General features: G+C 43.2%; 22 protein-coding genes. 9 read left to right on the top strand and 13 right to left on the bottom strand.

From position 1 onward, the window contains the following. Positions 1–181 precede the first annotated feature (181 nt). A complete protein-coding gene (locus A7325_RS00910; protein WP_068403822.1) occupies positions 182–1,387 on the top strand; it encodes a cation diffusion facilitator family transporter in 1,206 nt (401 codons plus the stop codon). 164 nt (positions 1,388–1,551) lie between these two features. Here the strand turns inward: A7325_RS00910 and A7325_RS00905 are convergent, their stop codons facing one another. Continuing rightward, on the bottom strand, positions 1,552–1,866 hold the full coding sequence (locus tag A7325_RS00905) for a hypothetical protein (RefSeq protein ID WP_068403821.1): 315 nt from the start codon (positions 1,864–1,866) through the stop codon (positions 1,552–1,554). A 180-nt stretch (positions 1,867–2,046) separates the two neighbouring features. On the opposite strand from A7325_RS00905, the gene A7325_RS00900 reads away from it, so the two are divergent. Further along, the gene (locus A7325_RS00900) at positions 2,047–2,751 is read left to right on the top strand and encodes a hypothetical protein (protein WP_068403819.1); all 705 of its coding nucleotides are present in this window, start codon (positions 2,047–2,049) and stop codon (positions 2,749–2,751) included. Between the two features lie 75 nt (positions 2,752–2,826). After that, on the top strand, positions 2,827–4,713 hold the full coding sequence (locus A7325_RS00895; RefSeq protein WP_068403818.1) for a monovalent cation:proton antiporter-2 (CPA2) family protein: 1,887 nt from the start codon (positions 2,827–2,829) through the stop codon (positions 4,711–4,713). 24 nt (positions 4,714–4,737) lie between these two features. On the opposite strand, the gene A7325_RS00890 is transcribed toward A7325_RS00895, so the two are convergent. After that, a complete protein-coding gene (locus tag A7325_RS00890; protein ID WP_068403817.1) occupies positions 4,738–5,667 on the bottom strand; it encodes a DUF2628 domain-containing protein in 930 nt (309 codons plus the stop codon). A gap of 389 nt (positions 5,668–6,056) precedes the next feature. Between A7325_RS00890 and trmB the strand changes: the two genes are divergently transcribed. The 3 genes from trmB to A7325_RS00870 all read left to right on the top strand — a co-directional run bounded on the left by trmB (position 6,057) and on the right by A7325_RS00870 (position 10,152). Further along, complete coding sequence (trmB, locus tag A7325_RS00885) at positions 6,057–6,872, top strand: tRNA (guanosine(46)-N7)-methyltransferase TrmB (protein WP_068403853.1); 816 nt, start codon at positions 6,057–6,059, stop codon at positions 6,870–6,872. Between the two features lie 1,092 nt (positions 6,873–7,964). Beyond that, the gene (gene recA, locus A7325_RS00875) at positions 7,965–9,023 is read left to right on the top strand and encodes a recombinase RecA (RefSeq protein ID WP_068403815.1); all 1,059 of its coding nucleotides are present in this window, start codon (positions 7,965–7,967) and stop codon (positions 9,021–9,023) included. Positions 9,024–9,063: 40 nt separating this feature from the next. Beyond that, a complete protein-coding gene (locus A7325_RS00870) occupies positions 9,064–10,152 on the top strand; it encodes a regulatory protein RecX (protein WP_068403814.1) in 1,089 nt (362 codons plus the stop codon). Between the two features lie 49 nt (positions 10,153–10,201). Here the strand turns inward: A7325_RS00870 and A7325_RS00865 are convergent, their stop codons facing one another. The 7 genes from A7325_RS00865 to A7325_RS00835 all read right to left on the bottom strand — a co-directional run bounded on the left by A7325_RS00865 (position 10,202) and on the right by A7325_RS00835 (position 18,074). Further along, the gene (locus A7325_RS00865) at positions 10,202–11,659 is read right to left on the bottom strand and encodes an anion permease (RefSeq protein ID WP_068403812.1); all 1,458 of its coding nucleotides are present in this window, start codon (positions 11,657–11,659) and stop codon (positions 10,202–10,204) included. 326 nt (positions 11,660–11,985) lie between these two features. Next, complete coding sequence (locus A7325_RS00860) at positions 11,986–12,714, bottom strand: YidB family protein (RefSeq protein ID WP_068403810.1); 729 nt, start codon at positions 12,712–12,714, stop codon at positions 11,986–11,988. 383 nt (positions 12,715–13,097) lie between these two features. Beyond that, complete coding sequence (locus A7325_RS00855) at positions 13,098–13,469, bottom strand: hypothetical protein (protein ID WP_227514910.1); 372 nt, start codon at positions 13,467–13,469, stop codon at positions 13,098–13,100. Positions 13,470–13,551: 82 nt separating this feature from the next. Beyond that, positions 13,552–13,845 (bottom strand): succinate dehydrogenase assembly factor 2, encoded by a 294-nt coding sequence (locus tag A7325_RS00850; RefSeq protein WP_068403808.1) that lies wholly within the window; start codon positions 13,843–13,845, stop codon positions 13,552–13,554. A gap of 153 nt (positions 13,846–13,998) precedes the next feature. Then, the gene (folP, locus tag A7325_RS00845) at positions 13,999–14,904 is read right to left on the bottom strand and encodes a dihydropteroate synthase (protein WP_068403807.1); all 906 of its coding nucleotides are present in this window, start codon (positions 14,902–14,904) and stop codon (positions 13,999–14,001) included. A gap of 191 nt (positions 14,905–15,095) precedes the next feature. Next, positions 15,096–16,991: an ATP-dependent zinc metalloprotease FtsH gene (gene ftsH, locus A7325_RS00840; protein ID WP_068403805.1), complete on the bottom strand. Its 1,896-nt coding sequence runs from the start codon at positions 16,989–16,991 to the stop codon at positions 15,096–15,098. Positions 16,992–17,441: 450 nt separating this feature from the next. Next, positions 17,442–18,074, bottom strand: coding sequence for an RlmE family RNA methyltransferase (locus A7325_RS00835; RefSeq protein WP_068403803.1), 633 nt, complete (start codon positions 18,072–18,074; stop codon positions 17,442–17,444). A gap of 400 nt (positions 18,075–18,474) precedes the next feature. Between A7325_RS00835 and A7325_RS00830 the strand changes: the two genes are divergently transcribed. Both A7325_RS00830 and A7325_RS00825 read left to right on the top strand, forming a co-directional pair. Next, positions 18,475–18,786 carry a YhbY family RNA-binding protein gene (locus A7325_RS00830; RefSeq protein WP_068403801.1) on the top strand — a complete coding sequence of 104 codons (312 nt, stop codon included), beginning with the start codon at positions 18,475–18,477 and terminating at the stop codon, positions 18,784–18,786. 158 nt (positions 18,787–18,944) lie between these two features. Next, a complete protein-coding gene (locus A7325_RS00825; protein WP_068403799.1) occupies positions 18,945–19,775 on the top strand; it encodes a hypothetical protein in 831 nt (276 codons plus the stop codon). A 165-nt stretch (positions 19,776–19,940) separates the two neighbouring features. On the opposite strand, the gene A7325_RS00820 is transcribed toward A7325_RS00825, so the two are convergent. Continuing rightward, a complete protein-coding gene (locus tag A7325_RS00820; RefSeq protein ID WP_068403797.1) occupies positions 19,941–20,666 on the bottom strand; it encodes a CHAP domain-containing protein in 726 nt (241 codons plus the stop codon). A gap of 164 nt (positions 20,667–20,830) precedes the next feature. On the opposite strand from A7325_RS00820, the gene A7325_RS00815 reads away from it, so the two are divergent. Further along, entirely contained in the window at positions 20,831–21,346 is a 516-nt protein-coding gene (locus A7325_RS00815; protein WP_068403795.1) for a hypothetical protein, read from the top strand. A 298-nt stretch (positions 21,347–21,644) separates the two neighbouring features. Here the strand turns inward: A7325_RS00815 and lpxC are convergent, their stop codons facing one another. The 3 genes from lpxC to ftsA form a co-directional block, all read right to left on the bottom strand. Then, positions 21,645–22,562, bottom strand: a complete 918-nt coding sequence (gene lpxC / locus A7325_RS00810; protein WP_068403793.1) for a UDP-3-O-acyl-N-acetylglucosamine deacetylase — start codon at positions 22,560–22,562, stop codon at positions 21,645–21,647. A gap of 294 nt (positions 22,563–22,856) precedes the next feature. Then, on the bottom strand, positions 22,857–24,053 hold the full coding sequence (ftsZ, locus tag A7325_RS00805; protein WP_068403791.1) for a cell division protein FtsZ: 1,197 nt from the start codon (positions 24,051–24,053) through the stop codon (positions 22,857–22,859). 242 nt (positions 24,054–24,295) lie between these two features. After that, positions 24,296–25,588: a cell division protein FtsA gene (gene ftsA / locus A7325_RS00800; protein ID WP_197488851.1), complete on the bottom strand. Its 1,293-nt coding sequence runs from the start codon at positions 25,586–25,588 to the stop codon at positions 24,296–24,298. Between the last annotated feature and the right edge of the window lie 49 nt (positions 25,589–25,637).

Raw genomic sequence — 25,637 nt, 5'->3', positions numbered from 1 at the left:
CGTCAATAAAGAACGCTAGCCAAAATTCGCCTTATATCGTTTACTGCCTAGATACAGCAAGCCTTTAGTAAATGTGCTAAATTCTCTATAACTGTCTGGTTATGCATCGCAAGCCCAACTTTATAAGCAATCAAAGCTTTATAAATCCTCTATTTCACCTTTTATTATCCCGAGTATTGTTATGAATCAAGAGCGCCCGAAATCTAAACAACATGACCATTCTCATCAGAATGCGGCGATTGATACCCATAAACATGCTCAAAATCATGCAGATAATAGTAATATTCAAGACAGGTATACCAAGGATAATCAACACCATCATGACCACGATGAGCATCTAGAAGAGACGGTTGCACCGCGCGATACCAAGGGTTATCAGCGCACTTTGCTGTTTAGCTTTATCATCATTACAGGCTATATGTTTGTCGAAGCCATTGGCGGCTGGCTCACGGGTAGTTTGGCGCTGCTGTCTGATGCTGGTCATATGCTCAGTGACGCGGTAGCGCTTGGCGCGACGTTAATGGCCTTTAAAATTGGTGAAAAAGCGGCCACCCATCAAAAAACCTTTGGCTATAAACGCTTTGAGATTTTGGTGGCGACGGTCAATGGTGCAACGCTGGTTATTATTGCCATCATGATTTTTTATGAGGCGATTAAACGTTTTAACTCGCCGCCTGAGATTGCGACCCAAGGGATGCTTATCGTTGCGACCATTGGTATGCTGGTCAATATTGTGGTCGCTTGGCTGATGCATCGCGGCAGTCGCGGCACTGATACGCATGGGCATGCACATAATCATAACCATGGCGACAACCATGCACAGCAAGATGGACAAACTGAAGCTAAAGCACCAGTTAATTTAAATATGCAAAGTGCTTATTTGCACGTATTAAGTGACTTAATGGGTTCGGTTGCCGCTATCGTTGCCGCGCTTTTGATGATGAGCTTTGGCTGGGTTTGGGCAGATGCGGCAGCGTCGGTCATTGTGGCCATATTGATTTTATTTAGTGGTTATCGCGTGGTACGTGATTCGGTACATATCTTGATGGAAGGCACGCCAGAAGGCATCTCACTGGTAGAGGTCGAAGATAAACTACTTACCCATCCACAAGTCCAAAAAGTCCATGACCTACATGTTTGGAGTATCACCAGCGGTCTCAACGCCCTATCTTGTCACGTGGTCGTCGATGGTGAAATGAGTATTTATGAATCGAGTATCTTGATTGCCAGTTTAGAGCAGAGCCTTCTTGAGCTTGATATTCATCACGCAACGATACAGGTTGAAAGCTTAGCGCATCCGCAAACCAAAACCCATAGCGACGCCTTAGTCTGCGATATCTCCCAGCAGGCGACTAATAGCAATAGTCATATTGGTCACAACCATTAGGCATGATTTTAGGTAAGATTTCTAAGACACTAAACTTTAAACATTAGCCATTAATAAGCCAGATACGACATATCAAAAACAGTGCCCTTCTTATAACAATCAATTAAAACTAACCATCCATTAAAACCAACTATCCATTAAAACGTCGTCTATTTATGTTTCATTTATAAGCGACGTTTTGTCAAATAGTACTTTATCAAGTAATGGCTATAACGCAGCACAAACCAAATGAACCAAACTGCTGTTATGAGCCAAATACTTAGCCCCAGCCCCAACAGCGTCATGCGAATCCAAAAATCTAGCGCGCCGTCCATAAACTGTGGCAGATAAACCGGTCCCATATTTGACGCCAGTAGCAACCAAAATCCAAATACTAGCGCCAATCCTGCACCGGTAATTTTTAAAATCACTCTACTAAAAATTCTTAAGAAGCTCCGCCGATTATGATGATTTAGGAAGTATTTAGAGCCATTATCCATAAAAAAAAGCGCCTAAGAAAGAGAGTTAATTTTAAACAAGCTTATATCAGGTGACTTTTTTCATTGTAATAGGATGTTAAAAATCATGGGAAATTTGGCCGCGTCGCCATATTTTTTATCTAAATTCTGTATACTTAAAGCTGAAACGCCCAATTTGCCACTACTGGATTATTTTCTGCCATGTCAAGACGCTCAGCTCCTTTCGTTGCTCCAAGCTACATTGATGACCCTATCTCAAGCGAGGGTAAAAAGCATGCCAAAGCATTGCTATCGACGCTGCAAGAAGATATTGCCAGCTTTCGAGATGAGCAGTTTCCGCCTGATATTTTGCGGCAAATTCGTGATATGCCGATTTATGAAGGCAATTTAGCCGAAGTCCAAGCTTATCAGCAGCGTTGGCACAGTCTGCTTGAGCGCGCGATGGCATTTTATCCGGCGGCCAATCTGCCACCCGACTATTTGCCTTTGCCCGCCAGCCTTGAGATACCGCAGTTTATTTATCATGTGCAAAGGTTACATCTGACCAAGACCCGCGCCAAAGAATCCAAAAGTTTTGGCTCGGTCGGAGCGCTGACCGATAAATGTGGCGATTATAGTGCCGATGAAATCGCCCGTATGAGTGCCGTATTTGACAATGATGATGAGGCACGTTTGGTGGCGCATCGTGAATTTATTGATTTGCGCGCATATGTATTTTGCCGCGATACCAAGGGCGAGATGCTAGAGCCTGAGCGCGTACGCTTTTACCGCACGGGGCTTATCGTTCATGCCCTACCTGATTTTAAAATCGTCGACAGTCGTCAGACCCCGCGGAAACGCCGTAACGATGCTTATAGCAATCCGCTGGCAGACAATGGCGTATGGAAGATTTATCGTAAAAAATAAACGATGTTCAAAATTTTTGACTATTGATCTACCCCGTTTTACTGCTTATTTTATCGTTACCGCTAAGGATTCCAGATGCTCGCTGCCGCCGCCGGCTCACCAAACTTGATGTTACAAGCTACAATTTTCTTGGGGGCAGCGCTGCTGTTTGTACCACTTGGCAAGCGTTTCGGTATTGCGACGGTGTTAGGATATCTGATTACTGGTTTAATATTGGGCCCCAGTGGTTTAGACGTTGCAGGCGACGCCGAGAGCTTATTGCACTTTTCCGAGTTTGGCGTGGTCATGCTGTTGTTTATTATCGGTCTTGAGTTGCAGCCTTCACGATTATGGGCGCTACGGCGTTCGATATTTGTCCTCGGGGGATTACAAGTCGGTCTGACAGGCACGCTATTGATGTGGCTGTTACACCAGTTTTTTACCTTGCCGCTCGATACTGCTTTTATCGTCGGCTTTGGTTTGGCGCTGTCATCCACTGCTTTTGTCCTGCAAATATTAACAGAGAAACAGCAGCTTTCTAGTACCCATGGCCGTGAAGCCTTTACCATTTTATTATTCCAAGATATCGCCGTTATCCCTTTATTAGCCGTCATTCCGTTTTTATCAGGGGTGCGCGAGCAAAGCTACGATTTGATTTATTTTGGTAAAGTATTTGCCGTTTTTGCCGGACTTATCTTTGCCAGCCGTTATATCATTCGACCTTTCTTTAAATTTGTGGCATCTAGCGGTGCTTCAGAACTTTTAACCGCCGTCGCTTTATTTATCGTCATGGGCGTGTCTATTTTAATGGGACAAATTGGCCTATCGATGGCATTAGGTGCATTCTTGACTGGCGTATTGCTGGCGGATTCTGAATATCGTCATGAGCTAGAAGCCAGTATCGAGCCGTTTAAAGGCTTGCTGTTAGGGCTGTTTTTTATGTCGGTCGGCATGCTCACCGATGTCAAACTCATCTTAGCAAAGCCTATCTTTATCATCGGCTGCGCTATGGCGTTGATGGTGATTAAATTTGCGGTGATTACTGCGATTGCAAAAGTATCGGGCAATCGCTGGCCGACCAGTATTCGTTTGGGGGTTACCCTCGCTCAAGGTGGTGAATTTGCCTTTGTATTATTCAGTGTGGCGAGCGTGCAAAATGTATTGCGTCCTGAGCTTGCCAACACTTTAAACCTTATCGTCACCATCTCTATGGCACTGACGCCACTGGCATTTTTACTCTTAGAAAAAATCGGTGAGCCGCTCTTTGCCAAAAGAAAACCCAGCCGCGAGTACGATACCATTCCTGACGATGAGCATCAGGTGATTATTGCCGGTTTTGGGCGTGTGGGGCAGATTATCGGTCGGGTGCTGCGTATGCACAACATCGAATTTACAGCGATTGAGCGCTCGGCAAATCGCGTCGATTTCGTGCGTAAATTTGGTAACCAAGTCTATTATGGCGATCCAAAAAACCCCGAGATACTACGCGCCGCCGGTATCAAAAAAGCACGCGTTTTTATCCTTGCCATCGACGATGTAGAGCGCTCTATTACCACCGCTCAATATTTGCGTAAAAACTATCCTGATATGATTGTCTTAGCACGCGCCCGTGACCGCCAGCATTATTACCGTTTGCGTGAAGTCGGCGTCCGTCATATTTGGCGTGAGACCTATTTATCGTCTTTAGATATGTCACGTGAGTCGCTACAACTACTTGGTATCTCAGCAGAAAAAGCACGCGAAACCGTCCAAACTTTCCGCGATTATGATGATGATTTGATTGAACGCCAGCAAGCGATCTATGACGACGAAGCCAGTATGATTGAATCGGCACAATCAGCCATAGCGGAGCTTGAGAGCTTATTTGATGAAGATATCGATAAAGCCCGTAAAATGGATTTGACGGACTTTTATGACGCGCTAAAAAACCAATCCATACCCGCCGATGAAAAAGACGATCTGACCGCTGACTCTAAAAACTAACGGCTATTATAGTTTTATCGTTTATTAATCCTCGCTACAGCCTTTAGGCGCTTGCCTTTTATTTAGCGAGGTCGTACAGCGCCAATTATCACTATCGGGCAGATGATAAAAAACCAGCGTCTGCTCATTTAAATAACGTAATGGAAATTTGACGTTTTGAATGGTAGCGATAACTGCGCAATCGGTGTTTGTCACGCCAGCAGCTTGGGTATCAACCGCGATATTGACTTGCTGCGTGCCCATATCTAAAGGCAGATTAAGCGGACACTGTCCTGTTTGCCGATAGCTAAGCGCCACACGATTTTGTGCCGTTTTAGCAGTATCATACGCATCAAATAATATTTCATTTTCTTTAGGCTTGGCGACAATGGGCAAAAACTGTAGCTTGATTACCATTAATGCAAAAGCAAAAAATCCAAAGCCTAAGCCTAAGCCAAATAAACTGACCCCGCCTTCCTTTTTTAAATGCGCTTTTTGCGCCGCTTCATCGCGCGGATAATCATTGATAGCATCTGCAATCTCGCGCCGTGCCATACGGTAATAATAAGCATCTGTCCAGCGTGCCACCATAAACGACCAAAACAGCCAAATCAGCGCCGCGATAGCGATACGTATGCCCATCTGATACGCATCGGCAATAAAAGGCATCGCCACAAACTCAAACGCTACCAATATCAGCGCCACATTCAGTTGAATAAATGACCAACCTGCGACGCTATATACAATCGCATCCATATAGCGCTTGCGATACAACAGCCAAGGAAAGGTGACAAAGAACGCCGCCCAGTGCCATTTAGGCGACAGGTAGCCTTGCTCATCAAACTCCTTAAAGCGTTTAAGATAATACGACTGGCTACGCTGACTGATAAACCATTTATCCAGTTGTTCGCGTTTAGCAGCGCTCAGCTGTTCTTGATAAAACGGTGGCGGCGAATCCGTCTCGATAAATAACATGGTGATAGGCCTTACTGATTATTAAGCATAAATATTAACGCGCGGATTTGTATATCGTTTTTTTATCCAACGTTTCTGATTAAGTGGTTATTTTTAAACCCTTATTTTTAAAACATGCTGGCTATATGATAACGCCAAAAGCCCTGCGTAGAAAACCCATATATATGAAACCTATATATACAAACAGCCTATAAAGTTATAAGCGTTATAGCGGGTGCGCTAAAACTGTATTGTGCGTTCACAGTGGTGACGATTTCACTTATAATGAGGCAACTTTATCTACTTAATTAAGCTTTGTTAATCCTATGAGTCAACATCCTAAGCACAATGACATCAATAGTAGTGGTAACGATACGACTGATGCGCAAAACCCCAATACCGCTGATACCATGAACACAGAAATGCAAACCGCTTCTAACATTAACACTGATAGCGTTAATACTGATAACGTGGATGTGGATACTGATGCCAGCAGTCAGACTGAAGAGTCAACGGACAAGCACATTCGTATCGTTAATACCTTTATGAAACGGCGGACGCACATGAATAAAAATGCCGAACTGGCATTGACTGCGCCAGAGTTTGCGCATTACTTGGTCAATAACAGTTTCGGTGATGGCAATCTTGAGGGCATTAACGATTTACGCGCGTTATTTGCAGATAGCCCGAATGGCAGTGATGCGCCGCTGACTTTAGAGATTGGTTTTGGTCTAGGCGATTCGTTTATCGAGATGGCCGCCGCAGAGCCGACGCGCAATTTTGTTGGTGTTGAAGTCCATGAGCCAGGCATCGGTAAATGCGCCTATATGGCAGGGACGCAAGGGTTAACCAACGTTAAAATCATCAACGGTGATGCCATCCAATTGCTCAAGCAGCTACCAGAAAATCATATCGACCGCATTCAGCTTTACTTCCCTGATCCGTGGCAAAAAAAGCGCCACTATAAACGCCGTTTTGTCAGTCCTGAGCGCATGACAATTGTTACGCGCAGCTTAAAACAAGGCGGCTGGTTCCATACGGCGACCGACTGGGAACATTATGCCTTTTGGATGGTTGAGGTTTTAGATGCTTTTGCTGGACTGACCAATCAAGCAGGCGCAGGTAATTTCACCGTCCGTCCTGACTTTCGTCCAATGACTAAGTTTGAGCGCCGCGGTTTAGAGCGCGGACACGGCGTTTGGGATTTGATCTATATCAAGGATTAGGCTTGGTAGCGTAACCCTAGCATTCCTGCACGATAGCGGCTAAGATACTAATAACGTACTTAGCCGTTTTTTTATGCCAATTCATTTTTCCGCTTTTAGCTGAATTTTGCTACTTTTAGCATAGCCCTTGACATATAAGGCTTTGCATGTCGTTTTTAAGATATTGAGCCATTCAAGGCTGTTATTGAACGCCCTGTAGGCGCAGGCATTATGTGAAACATAGGCGTAACAGAACAATTTCTTTATTAAATTTAAAGTTGCAAAAATAGAAATCATCAATATTTCGCCTGTCTCTAAGTTTTTATGTCTGCGCAAACATCGGTAACATAAGGGTTTGCTGAGTTCTCCCCATAAGCTGTGGATAACCCTGTGTATAAGTCGCTACTTGACAAGCATTTCCTTAGATAGCTTAAAGGGTTAGGTAAAATCGTTCATTTTTTGTACAATTTTAAAAGCATTATAAATCAATTACTTACGACATATTTAAAAGATAAATAATATATTTTTAATTTTTTTCAAATTAATTTAAAGCTTATCAATGTTTCACAACCTACAAATAAAAATACTTTTTTTATTGTGGACAACTTACAAAACTATTGACAAACCGCCCTGTTATTAAGTTCAAAATATAGGGCAAAGCATAACTACTTCGTCATAATATCAGTAGAATAATAGGCGACATTCACTGTCGTTTAGCCGCTTGCTACGCTAAATATTGGGCTTGGCTTTTGTTATAATAGCCTTATCTAAACAACAGCGATATAACACAGAATAGCGCGACCAGTATCGCAAAGATAAACCTACAGCCATTATTATGGCAAATGAGCATTCGCATCTATGAACTTTTTTTTGCTTTTATCATGATTCGTTTTTACTGTATAGTAAGGTGATATAGCCGATATCACTGTCTTAAACCCACTATAACCCTCTACCTCAAACTTGCCAAACGTGTCGTTTACTGATGATGAAAGTCGTGAGTGATTTCACTGAGCAAGTCGTTATTTAACAAACGCTTTAAACCTATCGTTTTAAATGCCACGTTTGACATAACCAGACCATCTTATATTTATTATTTTTCACAAGGAGTCCTACATGGACGAAAATAAAGCCAAAGCCCTCAAAGCGGCATTAGGTCAAATTGAAAAGCAATTTGGTAAAAACACCATTATGCATCTTGGTGACGACTCAGCCACGCTTGACGCCGATGTGGTCTCTACCGGCTCATTGGGTCTAGATATCGCGCTTGGTATTGGCGGTCTACCAAAAGGTCGTATCGTTGAGATTTACGGTCCTGAAAGCTCTGGTAAAACCACCATGACCTTGCAAGCGATTGCCGAATGTCAAAAGCAAGGCGGCGTTTGTGCCTTTATCGATGCCGAGCACGCTCTTGACCCAGTTTACGCCCGTAAACTTGGGGTAAATACCGACGATTTACTCGTGTCACAGCCAGACAATGGCGAGCAAGCGCTTGAGATTACCGATATGTTAGTGCGCTCAGGGGCAGTTGATATGATTGTCATCGACTCCGTCGCGGCGCTAACCCCGCGAGCAGAAATCGAGGGTGAAATGGGCGATTCGCACATGGGTCTGCAGGCACGTTTGATGAGCCAAGCGCTGCGTAAAATCACCGGTAATGCCAAACGCTCGAACTGTATGGTGGTCTTTATCAACCAGATTCGTATGAAAATCGGCGTTATGTTTGGTAGCCCTGAAACCACAACCGGTGGTAATGCACTAAAATTCTATGCGTCCGTACGTATGGATATCCGCCGTATCGGGGCGGTAAAAAATGGCGATGATATCATCGGTAACCAAACCCGCGTCAAAGTTATCAAAAATAAGATGGCGCCGCCATTCCGTCAAGCTGAATTTGAAATCACTTACGGTGAAGGTACCAACCATCTAGCAGAAGTGATTGATTTGGGCGTTGAGATTGGCGCAGTTGGTAAAGCAGGCTCGTGGTATAGCTATGGCGATGAAAAAATCGGCCAAGGTAAAGCCAATTCGGTACTGTTTTTAAAAGAAAACCCTGCAATTGCTGAAGAGATCGAAGCGAAAATTCGGGCTGAAAAACTTGGCGTAGTCGACCCTAATAAAGCTCCAGACAAGGAAGAGCCTGAACAAGACTTTGCTCCTGAGCCTGTGCAATAATAGATTTTTTGTAGAATATGATTGTCTATCATGATTGATTATGAAAATTAAAACCTTAGCTGAAATACTCGCTGAGTCGGAAGCCGATTCAGCGAGTGCTACTCCTGCCAAATCCAAAAAGTCTACCAAATCCAAAAAGTCTACCAAATCCTCTGAGTCTGCTAAAAATTCTCAGCAGCCCTATCAAGAAAAGTCCAGGAAAAGGGCTAAACATACGACTTATACAAAAAAAGAAGCAACACCTTTACAGGACGATGCTATAGCGGATATAGACTCGCTTGTCTCATCTTCCTCTTATAATAAAAAACCTTCTAAAAACAAAAAGCGCAAAAAAAACTTTCATCCAGCGGCAAATTTCATTCCTGAGCCTAATAACGTACCTGCCTATCAGCCACCAGAAGCGCAAAGTATTAAACAGCTACTTGCCGAGGTCAAACACGATGTTCATAGTAGCGAAGATAATGACCATACAGACAGTAACACTGCTAAAGGTCATAGTGAATTAAACCATCAAGCTAATAATCAAACAGACAACCTACCTGCGGCGCTTAAAGCCTATTTGCGTACGCCTGAGCAACGCCAAGCGGATATCGACGCCATCAAAGCCGAAAGCCGTTTGCGCTGGTTGGCATTTTATTATCTATCGCGCCGTGAATACGGTAAAGCTGAACTCAAACAAAAGCTGCTAGACAAAGAACAAGACCCCGATAAAATTGATGCCCTACTTGATGAGTTTGCAGAAAAAGGCTATCAAAGCGATTATCGTACCACGCTGATGTTGATACGAGAAAATATCCGTAAAGGACGCGGACGCGCTCGTATTAAGCAAGAGTTCTATCATAAAAAGATAGCCATGCCCGGCAATATTGATGAGCTGATAGACATGGCTAATGTCGAATCTGAAGAGTTTAGTGAATTTATCGAGGAAGATACCGATAACTTGGTCGAAGGCGTCGATTGGCTAAAACTTGCCGTCACCGCCCGTACCAAAAAATATGGCGATAACATCCCAACTGAGCAAAAAGACAAGGCTCGCCAGCTACGATTTTTGCAATATCGTGGCTTCAATACCGATATCTGCTTTGAGGCGTTAAATTATACGTTAGATACCTTAGATGAGCGCTTCTAACCAATTTGAGCAAAATCATCGATGATTCATAATATTATCAGTCTATTTATCAATAATAACCAAGCAGTTTCCACCAAATCAAACCTGCGCCTATCCATACCACAAGATTGACCACACTCATGATGGCGCCGATAATCCACCACTCTCCTAGGGTCACATAGCCCGAGTTAAAAATAACCGGCGCCGTACCTGTTGCATAATGGGTCAGCGTCATCATAATATTGCCTGCCGCTGCTAAAATAAGCGCATATAACATCGGCGGCGCGCCTAGGCTTAACCCTACTGCATAAAAAGCAGCAAACAAGGCGGTAATATGGGCGGTGGTACTGGCAAAAAAGTAATGAATATACAAATAAACCAACGTCAAAATCACCACAGCGCCGATCCAGCCGACGCCTATCACGCCAATCATTGATTCGATGTTGCTTGAGAACCAGCCAACCAAGCCTAATTTATTGAGGTAAGACGCCATCATAATCAGTGCCCCAAACCATACAATGGTATCCCATGCTGATTTTTCTTTAAGCACGTCATCCCAAGTTAATACGCCTGTCAGTATAAGCGCCGTCAAACCGATAAAAGCAGTGGTTGTCGCATCGACACTTAATTGTTCACCAAAGATTAGTGCTGGAATATTGGCCCACAATATCAGCATTAAAGCGAAGACGCCCAACATGATTTTTTCCTGCGTGCTCACCTGCCCCATCTCGCTTAGATTGTCTTTAGCAAACTGTTTGGCATCTGGGGTGACTTTGACATCGGGCGGATAAATCAGATAAATAACCAACGGCATCAATAATAAACAGAGCATCCCCGGTATAAACATGGCCACTGCCCACGTCGTCCATGACAGCTGAATCTCACTCCCTGTGGCTTTATTGACCAAATCTACCACCAGTGGGTTTGGCGCGGTGGCGGTAATAAACATACCAGAAGTAATCGGATTAGCGTGATAATTAACCATCGCTAGATAACGGCCAATTTTATTTTGCGTGCCCTCTTCTGGCGTTGAATGAAAGCTTTGCGCAATTGACCGCATAATGGGGTGAATAATACCGCCACCACGAGCGGTATTAGAAGGGGTAATCGGCGCTATCATCAGCTCCGCTGCGCTTAACGAATAAGCAACGCCAATGGTCTTTTTTCCAAATATCGAGATGAAGTAATAAGCAATACGCCGCCCCAAACCCGTTTTTATAAGTCCTCGCGATATCATTACCGCAATACCGATGAGCCAAATCAGCGGGCTTGAATAGCTCGATAAGGCATCAGCGATGGCGTCTTTTGGACTGTCATTAGTCACCCCAGTCAGCGCCACCAACATAACGGCGATAATGGCAATCGCCCCGATGGGCAAGACTTTACCGATGATGGCCACAATGGTGGCGATGAATAAGGCCAGCATATGCCATGCTTCTGGTGTTACCCCATTTGGTACAGGAATCACAAACCAGATAATCAAACCAACTAAGATGGCAATTGCTGCTTGGATAGGCTTAAATGGCATGAGTAATATCCTTGTAAAATACTTATACCTTTATATCGCATGACTTTATATAAAGCTTTTTAAAGAAACTGGGTAATAACATGCAAAGCTATGAAGTAGCCTTAAATAAATTATACCGTTATCATAAATTTTTTGAATCTTCTTAGCGACTTTAGTCACGGTTCTTAACATATCTATCTTTTTAGCACTCGACTCACATAGAAAACTCTGCGCCCTTATCGCGTTAGAATGTAAGTATTTTTGCTAAGCTAAAACAAAAAAAAGAGCGCATGTATATGCACTCTTTTCTTAATGACGGAAAGGAAGATTTATAAAGGACAATTATTTTACTTTAATGTGCCTAATCGATTTGATAACTGATTGATAATTTGGTCAATCTCTTCATTGGCTTCAGGTTCATTTTCCAAATTGCCATTTGGCGTTAATTGGTTCATAACCTCAGGCAGTAGCTCAGCCAGACCTTGGTGAACTTCCATCTCATTTGCGCCGGTATGCGCCGCTACCTGCTGAATCTCACTTTCATCAAATAGACGGGTAATCTCATTAGGATCAAGATTATCATTGACCTCTTGGTTACTCATCCAAGAACGCGCTTGATTCTCGTAACCCATGCCAGTGATTTTTGATAAAGCGCCACTCAAACCACCATTGCGTTTGATCCAACTGAGTACCATCGGCATCAATGCAGCGATCAGCATACCTTTACCACCAAATCCCGCGCGCGAGGTTCGACCGCCACCCATTTGACCACTTAAGACGCTACCTAAAATATCGCCAAGTCCACCCGCGCCTGCACTCATACCGCCGCGCTGGTTTGCGCCCGTAAGCCCGCCGATGATGTCATCTAAACCAAAACCATTATCACTGCGGCGCTCATACTGCTGTGGATTGTAGCCACTTGGCTGGGTGCCACCACCTAATACACTGCCCAATATATCGCCTAAACCACCGGTGCGGCGTGGATTAATACGTTGGTTGACCGGGTTGCGTTGTCTATCCTCTGGGTCCATCGCACTGCGCGCCACTTGGCTGACTAAGTTTCCTAATAAGCTCATGATATCGTCCTTTTATTATAAATAATGTATCGTCAAATATCTGATCTTCTTTACTCATCTAAAAATCTATTCGCCACGGATATGGCAAATCCTTAAATAATAAAACAAATAAGATTTTGACGATTATGATTACTATAGCAAAACCCTTACTTAGCCTAGATAGACGTTTTGTTATGGCATGTAGCGGCATGTTAGTGATTGAAAGGATGAAATGAGAGGTAGGAAAAGATATATAAAGAATTGCACCATATAGATGACGCTACTTGTATTATTTTCTTAACGCGTGGTCTTTATTTACGCCATTTTAGCAGAAACGCTATTGGCTAAAATAGACAATTTGCGCCATTGCTCGGCGCTGACTTGATCCCGAAATATCGCGACTGCTAAAGGGCGCTGATAAGGTTCTTTGACAATAAAAATTTAAAGCATATCACCCAAGAATAGCTGCTGACTGCGACCAGCTCAGCTTGCCACAAGTTATCGCCGCGACTGCTCCGCATCAGAAGTTGCCAATGTTGATAGATGCTCTTATTTAAGGGCGGCTGGCTTAGATGCAGTAAAATCGGTCGCGATAGCGCTAAATAGCTTAGGGCAGCGGCACTTACAATCAATATGAGTACATACTGCCACAACGCCAATGACGCAAGCGCTGCCAATATCAGCAGCGCACTGACCAAAAGCAGATAAAACATCAAACGTATACGGCTCGCAGGCTGGATTGGCGCGTCGATACGTAAGGAGCTTAGCAATGTCATCGTTAGCATCCAAGCAGGATTTTATGTATTCAAAGCCTCTATCTAAAAGGCTGGTACTTTGAAAAAACCTTAATGGTTACGTTTAACTTTTACTATGACGCCATGTTTTAATTTTATTAACCAAATCCCATATCGCTGCATTTTCTGGACGGCTTTGGTTGGTAAAATAATCCAATAAATCTGGGTCTTCATGGGTCAGCATTTCTGCGAAAGTCGCCTGTTCACTCGGGTCGGCAGTTAAATATAACTCTTTAATATAAGGATCAATATAAAAGTCCAATTCTTTTAAGCCACGGCGTGCTTGATAAATAATGCGGCGTTGCTCGAGGGTGGGTTCTGGTTGCTTGTTTGGCTCTGGTTGATTGCTAATTGTCATAAAAATATTCCCATAGGTTTAAATGGTATTTAACTAAATAGACGTTAAATAAATAGTAAGATTAATAAATAACAGGAGTCAGCCGTGCTTATAAAAGCCTCGTCTATAAAAGGCAATCTAGCAACAGCCAGCTTATAAAAAGCTATTAGCCTATCAGCTTTGATTATACGCCGATAATTGCTGCCATAGCGTCACCGCTTGCTGCATCATAGCGACATTATGGGTGCGGATAATACTAGCGCCCTGTTGTAGTGCAAAAATCCCCGCCGCCGTTCCTACCGCGTCACGCTCTAGCGCTTGAGTATTGGCAAACGCTTCGACTCCGCTTTTGCTTAATACTTCAGCTAAAAAACGCTTACGTGAAATACCAAACATCATTGGCAATCCGAGCGTTTGCAGACGTTCGAGCTGACTTAATAACGCACAATGATGCTCATAGTTTTTTGCAAAGCCAAAACCTGGATCGATAATGATTTTTTCGCGCTTGATGCCCGCGTTTGTCACTTCAGCGATACGCGCTGTTAGCTCGGTACTGACTTCTTTAATCACATCATCATACTGAGCAAGATTGTTCATCGTCGTAGGCTCACCGCGCATGTGCATCAGCATGACAGGAATATCAAGCTTAGCTGCCATCTCTGCTGCGCCTTCACGCTTCAGCGCGCGAACATCATTCCAAATATCAGCGCCCGCTTCAAACGCTGCCTGCATAACGATAGGATTACTGGTATCAATAGATAACCAAATATCCTTGTTTAGACTACCTAGCTGTTGGCGAATCGCTTTGACGACTGGCACGACACGCTGCACTTCTTCTTCGGTAGACACAGCAGCGGCATTGGGCCGCGTAGACTCACCGCCAATATCAATAATGGTTGCACCCGCGCCTATCATGTCTTTAGCGTGAATGATGGCGCTATCAATCGCAGTAAACCGTCCGCCATCAGAAAAGGAATCAGGTGTGACGTTTAAGATCCCCATAATATGCGGCTGTGATAAATCTAAAGTTTTATCGCGGCTCGTTACTTTATAGCTGGGTAAATGCTGGAATAATGACATAACTTATCCATTATAAATTGTATTTTAAAGAACTGTGTTAGCGGTATTTACACTGTTTAAGATTATAAACGTCCATGATAGCAGCAAATCTTATTCCGTCCTAAAGCCTTCGTCAAATGACGCCCACAAAAAAGCCCTTTATCAAAAAGGGCTTTTTATCGACTATCTATGAGATTGTAATAAACGAGAAACTACATCGCTGGTAATGGCGGCGGTGTAGAGTTCGTCGGTTTAATATCAGTTTTCGATAAGTCTACTTCATTAGGCTGATAGACTCTTGGCGGACGAGGCTCTTCACCTGCCAAAATATCCTGCAACTGATCGCGGTCAATGGTTTCCCATTTCATCAGCGCATCTACCATCGCATGCATTTTGTCTTGATTGCCTTCAATCAATTCGCGGGCGATATCGTATTGCTCTTCTAGCATACGGCGTACTTCTTCATCAACTTTTTGCTGCGTGGCTTCCGAGATCGTCCGACCGCCACCACCAAAGTAACCTTGTGAGCTATCATCGTCTTCGTAAACCATGATGCCTAGCGCATCTGACATACCATATTTGGTTACCATCGCGCGTGCCATTTTGGTCGCACGTTCAAAGTCGTTTGAAGCGCCCGTTGACATTTGATTGATAAAGACTTCTTCAGCAATACGGCCACCAAACAATATCGCAATATCGTTAAGCATTTTTGATTTATACATGCTGGTCTGATCATGCTCAGGTAGCTGCCAAGTCACACCAAGGGCAAAGCCACGCGGCATAATCGTCACTTTATGAACAGGATCGGTGCCTGGTAGCAATTCTGCAACCAACGCGTGACCCGCTTCATGATAGGCTGTCGCGCGGCGCTCTTCTTCACGGATAACCATAGATTTGCGCTCAGGACCCATATATAGCTTGTCTTTTGCGTCTTCAAAGTCATTCATATCAACGCTACGTTTGTTACGACGCGCGGCAAATAACGCCGCTTCGTTAACAAGGTTGGCAAGCTGCGCACCACTGAAGCCCGGCGTACCACGTGCCAATGCATGGGCATCAACACCAATAGTATTTGGTAATTTGCGTAGATGCACTTTTAGGATTTGCTCGCGACCTTTAATATCGGGCAGACCTACTTGCACCTGACGGTCAAAACGACCTGGGCGCAATAATGCTTTATCAAGGACATCTGCACGGTTAGTTGCCGCGATGACAATAACGCCTTCGTTACCTTCAAAACCATCCATTTCAACCAATAATTGGTTCAATGTCTGCTCGCGCTCGTCGTTACCGCCGCCCATACCAGAGCCACGATGACGACCGACCGCATCAATCTCATCAATAAAGATAATACAAGGCGCGCTCTTCTTCGCTTGCTCAAACATATCCCGCACACGTGAGGCACCAACACCGACAAACATCTCAACAAAGTCAGAACCTGAAATCGAGAAGAAGGGTACTTTGGCTTCACCAGCAATGGCTCTTGCCAATAGTGTTTTACCCGTACCTGGAGGACCAACCATTAAGATTCCACGTGGAATCGTCGCGCCAAGCTTAGTAAATTTATCAGGGTCGCGTAAAAACTCAACAACCTCGACGACTTCTTCTTTGGCTTCTTCACAGCCAGCAACGTCATCAAAGTTCACCTTGATTTGGTCTTCGGTCAGCATTTTGGCTTTTGATTTGCCAAAGCTCATTGGACCGCCGCCTTTGCCGCCAGCACCGCCCTGCATATTACGCATAAAGAATAAAAACAGACCAATAATCAATAAAATTGGGAAACTGGCTATTAGCAGTTGCATCAAAACACTTTGACGCTTAGGCGCGGTGCCCTGAACTTCAACTTGGTTTTCGCGCAATAGTGGCATCAGCTGATCATCAGTCACAGCTGGACGAATGGTCTCAAATGATGAACCATTTTTCTTCTCGCCGGTGATTTGCTCGCCATCGATTTCAACACTGGCTACTTGGTTTTCTGACACGGCGGTCACGAACTCCGAGTAGTTAAGATTATCCGGCTCAGATGATTTGTCAAAGCCGCTAAACACCAGCACTAAAACACCGATCACCACCAGCCACAATAAGGTATTTTTTACCATGTCGCTCACTAGTTATTCCCATCCCTTACTTATTGGTGTGTTTACTAAACACGTGACGTCTATATATAAACGTATGTCTCACTATTCAATGCCTAGCTGCAAATTATTATTTTTACTTAGATTTAATGACTCTAAAAACCTGAGCAAAATAATAAATAAACGAACTAAAATGAATAACTGAGCGGTTAAAGCGTTTACTCTCAGACGACTTTGCTTAAAACATAGGCTTGATACGTAGATGTAAAAATATAGATTTAAAACAAAGTTAATATATCATGATATGTGGTGCTAACCTGTATAATTCAAGCAGCAATCACATTTATTCAGTTAACGGATTGTAGCGTTTTTACGCTCATTAACCATAGCCTTTATGGTGACCTTTTATCACACTTTATAGGATGGATGATTTGCGCAACTGCTTGACGTTAAAACCTTTTTATTAAATAGTTAAACGACCTACTACTTAATGGCAATCCAAAACATCTCTTTTGAGCGTGGTCGTGAAGCACCCGGTTTGATACTACGAATTTTACTAAAATCCGCCTGCATCTGCTTGCGTAATTCTTGCGTACCCTCGCCTTGAAACACTTTCATAATAAGCGCGCCACCTTCGGGTAAGGTTGTCAGCGCGAAATCGACCGCCAGCTCGCATAAATACATCATGCGCGGCTGATCAATGGCACTGTTACCAGCGGTATTAGGTGCCATATCCGATAGCACCACATCGACCTTTCGGTTGCCGACTTCTGCCATGATACGCTCGAACACATCTGCCTCACGAAAATCACCCTGAATAAAGGTCACATCGGGCAAAGTATCCATCGGCAGTATATCAGAGGCAATCAAGACGCCTTTTTCACCGACCAATTTGCCAGCGACTTGCGACCAACTGCCGGGCGCACTGCCCAAGTCAACGACGGTCATGCCTTTTTTAATCAGGTTGGTTTTCTCATTTATCTCCAGCAATTTATAAGCAGCGCGGGCACGGTAGCCATCTTTTTGGGCTTTTTTCACATAAGGATCGTCAATATGCTCTTGCATCCAAGCACTACTACTTTTTGACAATTTTTTATTTTCAATACGCGTGACCAAAATGACTGCTCCTATTGTCTGGTAATATACCTGCTTGCAAATACATCGTTTGTAAAACACGACTGGCGGTTTATAAAGGGGTTATTTATGACAATTTTAATAAGTGTCTACTAATTATCTATAAAAGCGCTTTTATCAGCATATGATTACGCTAGTGCTGAACAACGAAATCTTGTATCTGTCTCATTACCCTTTAACCGCGAAATTCTCTTGGCAAAAACACTGCTTTATAAACCTGGAGCGTTTATAATGTACTCATACTTTCAGTTTAACATTTTCATCACGTAAAATCGTGCAAAATCCTGCTGATCTCATGCAAGGTGACCATAGATTATCTATAATGGTCATTATCTGCTCGCAATAGTACCTGCTTTTATTTTTACCAACATCTAGGAATAGTATGCAACTCGATAACGCTACCGTTAAACGCCTAAAAGGCATTGGTCATGACCTAAAACCGATTGTTATGATTGGCAATAAAGGCATTACCCCAAGTATCGCTGAAGAGATTGATCGTGCTTTGACCGATCATGAACTTATCAAAGTAAAATTGCCAGCTGGCAGCAAAGAAGAGCGCGATGTCATTGGCGCTGAGCTTGCCGCAGCGGCTAATGCGACTTTGATACACTCAATTGGCCGTATGGCACTGTTACTGCGTCAAAACCCAAACGCCAATCCAAAGCTGTCAAACCTTGCGCGTCACGCCCAATAAATAAGCTACCTATTTAATTTTAGCTTATGTTCTATCTTATTGAATAAAAGCCGCGCTGCATTTGCTCGCGGCTTTTATGCTATTTATAGTCAGTTTAAATAAAATACTACAAGTATCATAATGCGCTACTGTTATTAAACTCTGGATATTATCGACCTATGAGCCAAATTTTTAATTTATGCTTAGCAACTGATACGCTAGCCGCTGATGCCGAGCAGCTAGGTGTCACCATAGGAGACTTAAAAAGCATTCAAATAGAAGTGGTCGCAACTTTGGTCAATAGGGCTGTCATTGCCCAGCCTACAGAATGGCAATTACAGCTTGATTACTGCATCACGTTACCGCTTAAATCGTTAGCAGCGCAATTGTACTGGCCAACATGGCAAGCTGAACAAGTGGGTTTTGCAGATTATTTATGGGAGCAGACTTGTCTTGAGTGCTTTTTAGCAGGCAAGTTGATAAACAGCGCCGTTTCGATAAATGAAAATAATAACAAAACAAATCCTTATATGGAAATTAACGCCAGTCCTGACGGCCGTTATGCGCTTTATCAATTTGCCGACTATCGTAAGCCTGCGACATTACCGCCAACGCCGCTGTTACAAGGAAATGGGCAAACACGGGCTTCTATTAATTGGACAGCTCCTCCCTTCTCAGTGAGTAACGCCGCTGACAACGCAGCGCTGCAATCGGGTTCGATGCCAACCTCCTCTTTTAATGGTCCATTAATAGCTGGCGCTAAAACTTATCATTTCGAGCGTAGCTTTTATTTATCATTAAACCAATTATCCCAAATACAGACTACCAACGATGAGATTGGCATTGAATACATCCATCCTTGTGTGATTTTAAGCTTTGATACTAAATTCGGTAAGACGGCGTTATATTTCGCGCCCAATCACGCCGCCCCGCCCGATTTTCACGACACGCAGTATTGGTCAGTATTTGATGAAAAAGTGGCAATGCTCAAACCTCATTCTATTCTTTAATCATATTTACCTTTTATTCTCATGCTTTAGAGCAAAAAAAAACCAGTAATGCCATCAAGAGCATTACTGGGTTCGGAGAAAACACTGAATTCTAAAATCTATAATCGTTATTTCACGCTTGCTGATTAGTCAGCCATAGCAAGATAGATACCGCGCGCTTGCTGATTAGTCAGCCATAGCAAGATAGATACCGCGGTTCGATGCATCGTCAACGTATTTAGAATCGCGCCAAGTGGTATAACTGTATACACCGCTATATGGGCTGATGCTACTCTGGCGGAAGTCAGATACCCAATCATTGCCATCAAAGATTTGAATATGACCATGCGGATGCTTTGAGCTGCGATCATAAACCACAACATCGCCTACTTGTGGCTGTGTATTATTACTAATCTTAGCAAAGCCAGCTTGGGCTAGCGTACCACGAGAGGCATACTGATAGGCTGACGGATTTGGCGTAAACTCGTAACCTGCTGATTGTAATGCTTTACGGACATAACGGGCACAGTAACCTGTGCTGCTTGAGCGCGCAACGCGTGACGCATTGGCGGCGGCGATAGCAGGAGCAGAATAACGATCAGGTACTGATTTTGCTTGCTGCTGACGCTGCTCATAAGATAAGCGGCTGGTTAGCGAAGCAAGCTGATATTCTTTCTGTTTTGCATGCGCACTAAGATTGTCAATCGCTTGGCTGATTTCGTCATTGCTAGAAACATAAGCACCGCTATTGGTGCTATAGATATTGCGACTTGAACCGTAGTTCGCAGAAGTAGAGATATTTGTAATGGTATGACTCAAGGTATTATTTGGTTGAAAGGTTGTTTCGACAGCACCACTCGTCTGTGCTATACCCATTCCCAATACTGACAAAATTAATAAAGCTTGTTTCATAAATTTACTACCTATTGTAAATACAGGATTGCTCGCCGTCCGTGACAAAGCATGAATTAATTTAGGGAAGATGACCATGAAATAAACATGATAAAATCCGTAGTACAAAAGCTCGCTGTTTATGATGAATATCGCTGCTGTCACCTAGAAGATGAGTGTTTACGATGTCAAAGAAACAACCTAACCGACTTGCTAAACTGATTGATCATCAAGCTTTTGCCGGTAGCGCACTACCACAAACTCTTGCTGACAATATGCGTTTATATCTACAAGCAACGACCGAGGTAAAAGAGCTTTTGGTAGATTGTCTACCTGAGGAAATCCTCAATAACTGCTGGGTCGTGGGCTTAACCGCTGAGCAACTTATACTCAGTGTGGGCTCGATAACCGCTGCCAATCATATTCGCTATTTACAGAACGCCTATTTGCAGGTATTAACAGAGCAGTCGATTACATTTAAACAACTCAAGCAAATTCGCGTCGTCGTAGCCAATATTCCCGCTCATAATAATTATTCTAAATCATCAAAAGCGTTATCAGCGACCTCATCAAAGCCTCGTAAAGCCCATGAAAATCAGGCCCTTAGCCAAAACACAAAGCGGACTATATCACAGGCTGCAGAGCATGTCACCACCGATAAAAATCTTAAAAATGCACTTTTGCGCTTAATTAATTCCTAAAAAAGTACGGTTTGCTATGTAAAGTTATGTAAACTAGACCCATATTCGACCCGGATAAAGCTGCGTTTTTGTAATCTTACAAACAAAAAAAATCATCTGTCAGTGTGATTCATAATGTGAACCGTACTGACAGATGATTTTTTTATCTCCTACAGCTTTTATTCTATCGAAGTTGTAGCTCATTTTTTCAAAAATAGATGAGAAAATATCTATTTAAATGAATATTATTTAGTACTGCTTATAACCAAGTTATGTAATATTGCGTAAATGTTTCGATACTTCGTGTATATTCGTGTATTTATCCTTCGACTGTTATACGATTCAAAGGTAAATATTCGATAGGACAACTTACATTGTCATCAAAAGTTACAATTTCAAAGTTACTAGGATCGGATAATATCTCGCGTACCAACATGTTGTTTAATGCATGACCAGATTTATAAGCATTAAAACGGCCTAAAATAGGATAGCCAATGAGGTATAAATCGCCTAAAGCATCGAGAATTTTATGACGCACGAATTCATCATTAAAACGTAGCCCCTCTTCATTAAGAATATTGGCATCATCAATAACAATCGCATTGTCCATACTGCCACCTAACGCCAAGTTATTTTGGCGTAGAGCCTCGATATCTCGTAAAAAACCAAAAGTACGCGCTGAGCTTAATTGTTCAATAAAATTTTGCGTCGAGAACTGCAATTGTGCATGCTGAAAATCTTTATTAATAGCAGGATGGTCAAAATCAATCTCGAAATTTAACTCAAAGCCGTCATAAGGACGCAGCTCTGCCCATTTGTCGTCAACTTTGACGCGGACAGGACGTACAATTTTAATAAAGCGCTTTGCTGCTTCTTGTTCACAGAAACCTGCTTGCAGCAGCAAACCTACAAATGGCGCGGCGCTACCGTCCATAATCGGTATCTCCGACGCTGACACGCGAATTAATAGATTATCAACCCCAAGCCCTGCTATCGCACTGAGCAGATGCTCAACGGTACCCACACGCGTGCCACCAAATACTAGATTCGATGACATCATGGTATCTTGTACCAAAAAGGCACTGGCAGGAATCGGTTCGCTACCTGCTATATCAGAACGCTCAAAAATAATGCCAGTATTAATAGGCTGCGGATGAAACTCTAAGTCAACAGGTTGACCACTATGAAGACCAGTACCTGTAACGGCTATTGCTGTTTTTATGGTTCGTTGGTTCATGGCTGTCTTCTCACATATTTTGTTACAATTGCCATAGTGTAGCATTACCCGACCCTATTTCGCTAGCGCTAAAAAGCGTTAATTTGCTTATCTCTTTGATTGATAACACTTATCGTCATTATTTTAACGTTTATTTTTATAACGTAACAAATGCTCAATCTTAGCTAAATTATGACTAAAGCCTATTTATTAACCATCAACCTTATATTTTTTTATTTTTTTAAAAAACAAAAAAGCCAGTATCGAAATACTGGCTTTTTTATCCAAACTATCTAACGATTGCTTTGTTAAAGACTATTTATTCTGTTGACGCTTAAGGTAGTCTTGAATGCTGTTGGTTTTAGTTTTAGGCTGTTCTTGCGTCACATTTGCGCGTACGGGGCTTTCTTGATACTGCGCTTGGGCTTGCTTTTGGCTGTTTAGCGCACTGGTATGCAAGTTCGGATCAACAGGCTGGGTACTATTAACAGAAGGTACTGGCTGCTCCACGACTTCAGGCTCTTGACCCGCATTTTCATCTAAGGTCAGACCCGTTGCGATAACCGTCACATGCAAATCATCACCCATTTTTTCATCAATAACAGAGCCGTAGAAAATATGGGCATCGTCGATATCGGTGATTTCTTCAACGATAACACTGATTTTGCTCATCTCATCGAGTGATAATGACTCAGATGAAATAACGTTAACGAGTAAGCCTTTGGCATTCTCTAAACGTAAATCATCAAGTAACGGCGATCTAATGGCTTTTTCGGTTGCTTGACGCGCACGATCATCGCCACTAGCACGTCCAATCCCCATCATAGCATGACCTTTAGCAGTCATTGCGGTGCGAATGTCATTAAAGTCAATGTTAATCATACCTTCGCTAGCGATGGTTTCTGCAATACCTTGTACCGCATGCAATAAAACGTCATCGGCCTTTTTGAAAGCATCCTGCATAGAGATGTTGCCGTAGACGCTCATAAGCTTATCATTAGGAATCGTAATGATTGAGTCAACGAAATTGGTCAACTGCTCAATACCTGCTTTGGCAGCCTTAATACGCTTACCACCTTCAAACTTAAACGGCGTCGTCACAACCGCTACAGTCAAGACTTCCATTTCTTTGGCAATACGCGCAACCACTGGCGCCGCACCCGTACCTGTACCACCGCCCATACCTGCGGTAATGAACACCATATCTGAATGCTCGAGTAACGCACGGATGGCTTCTTCATCTGCTTCTGCCGCTTCACGGCCGACTTCTGGGTTTGCCCCTGCGCCAAGACCGCGGTTGGTTTTGGCACCAAGCTGCAATTTATGCGGCGCTGTAAGACGATCGAGCGCTTGTTTATCGGTATTGGCACAGACAAATGTTACACCTCTAATCCCTTGTTGTACCATATGCTCAACCGCATTACCGCCGCCGCCGCCCACACCGAATACAGTGAAGCTTGCCTGGCCGTTACTTTGAAGCTGATTATCATCTGGCATGGTGTATTTTGACATAAAAAGATTTCTCCAGTTGCAGATAGCGTGATGGTCGATACGTAGTAACACACTCATAGGGCGCGCTATCGACTTACTATATATAAACGTATTTAATTAAAACAGGGCAATGGCTTAAATAGTCATGCGTTGCCAATGTATGCCGTTATGGTACAGGGTGCTGCTATTAATCTGTTTGCTTATTATGCTGTGACTTACTCTTCTCTGCTTAACGCTTAACAGAAGCAAATTTGCCAGCAGAATTATAATATCTTTTTGAGTACACTGGCAAAACGTTGTCCGGCACTTTGAAAAACACCCTTCACGCGACTTTTTTGAATCGCTTCTGGCTCACTTTTTTCACTACGACGAAATTGCTCGCTCTGACTATATAGTAAGGTACCAAATGCGGTTTGATAAGCGCGATCATTGACCTGCATATTCAGCTGTTTGAACGATTCATCATTGTCAAAGTGATTATAAGCGCTAATCGCAGGATGGGTATTGGTCAATACTACTGGCATTTTTAGCAATTTTTTGGCAAAAGGTATCATGCCTTTAATAGAACTGCCGCCGCCTGAGAGTACCAACCCTTTATCAATATAGCCTAACAAGTCGGCGTCGTGTAATTGGCGTACCACTTCGGTAAATATTTGCTCATAGCGCGCTTCGATAATGCGCGCTAGATTATAAGTACCGATATTAATCTCGTCACCTGAGCCTTGCGGCTTAAAAAGAAAGAACGAGCTGGGATCGACGCTATTGACATCGACCGTGCCGTGCGTTTTTTTAAGGCGCTCAGCTTCTATCATTGAGATACCAACATCGGCTGAAATGTCCATCGTCACTTCATGGCTACCCGTGGCAATACAATGGGTAAAAATCAGCTTATTTTCTTTATAGACGCAAATACTGGTGGTACTGGCACCAATATCGACCAAACAAACCCCTTGCTGGCGCTCATCGGGCATCAAGCTATATTCTGCGCTGGTCACCGCATCAAAAACAATGTGGTCGATACCGACGTCACAGCTTTGCAAAAGTTTTTGAATATTCTGACGGCTAGAGACAGGCATCATCATCATATGATACATGACGGTGATATTGTGGGCGACCATGTCAATGGCATCGTCAACCATAAACTCTTGATTGTCGATATAAATACCTTGTTGGCAACAATGCATCAAATAATAATCAGGCGACAAATCTTGTGACTTAGCATTGGATAACGCTTGCACCATATCTTGGGCACGGACAACTTCGTCTTCTACCCTAACATCTCCGGCACTGTTTTTACTTAACAGCTCAGGAGTCGCTAAGGTCAGCCAAACGCTATGCACGCGGCAATTGGCAGTGTCTTCAGCTTCTTGAATCGCTTGTCTGATAGCGCCTTGTAAGCGTTCGCGATGCTTTATCTGACCTTGATAGAAGTCGTTATTTTTAACTTGCCCCACACCCATAATACGTATGTCTTTTGCAGACACAACATTACCAATAACGACATAGACTGCCGTGGCACTTAAATGGACAACAACCAGATTTTCAGTATTTTTCATGGTACCAGACAAATTATCGCTAAACAGGAGAGCAAATGATGTCTCCATT

The organism is Psychrobacter sp. SHUES1, from assembly GCF_001652315.1.
Taxonomy (GTDB): domain Bacteria; phylum Pseudomonadota; class Gammaproteobacteria; order Pseudomonadales; family Moraxellaceae; genus Psychrobacter; species Psychrobacter faecalis.
The sequence above is the reverse complement of the archived record's forward strand: the minus strand, read 5'-3'. Positions and strand labels throughout refer to the sequence as shown.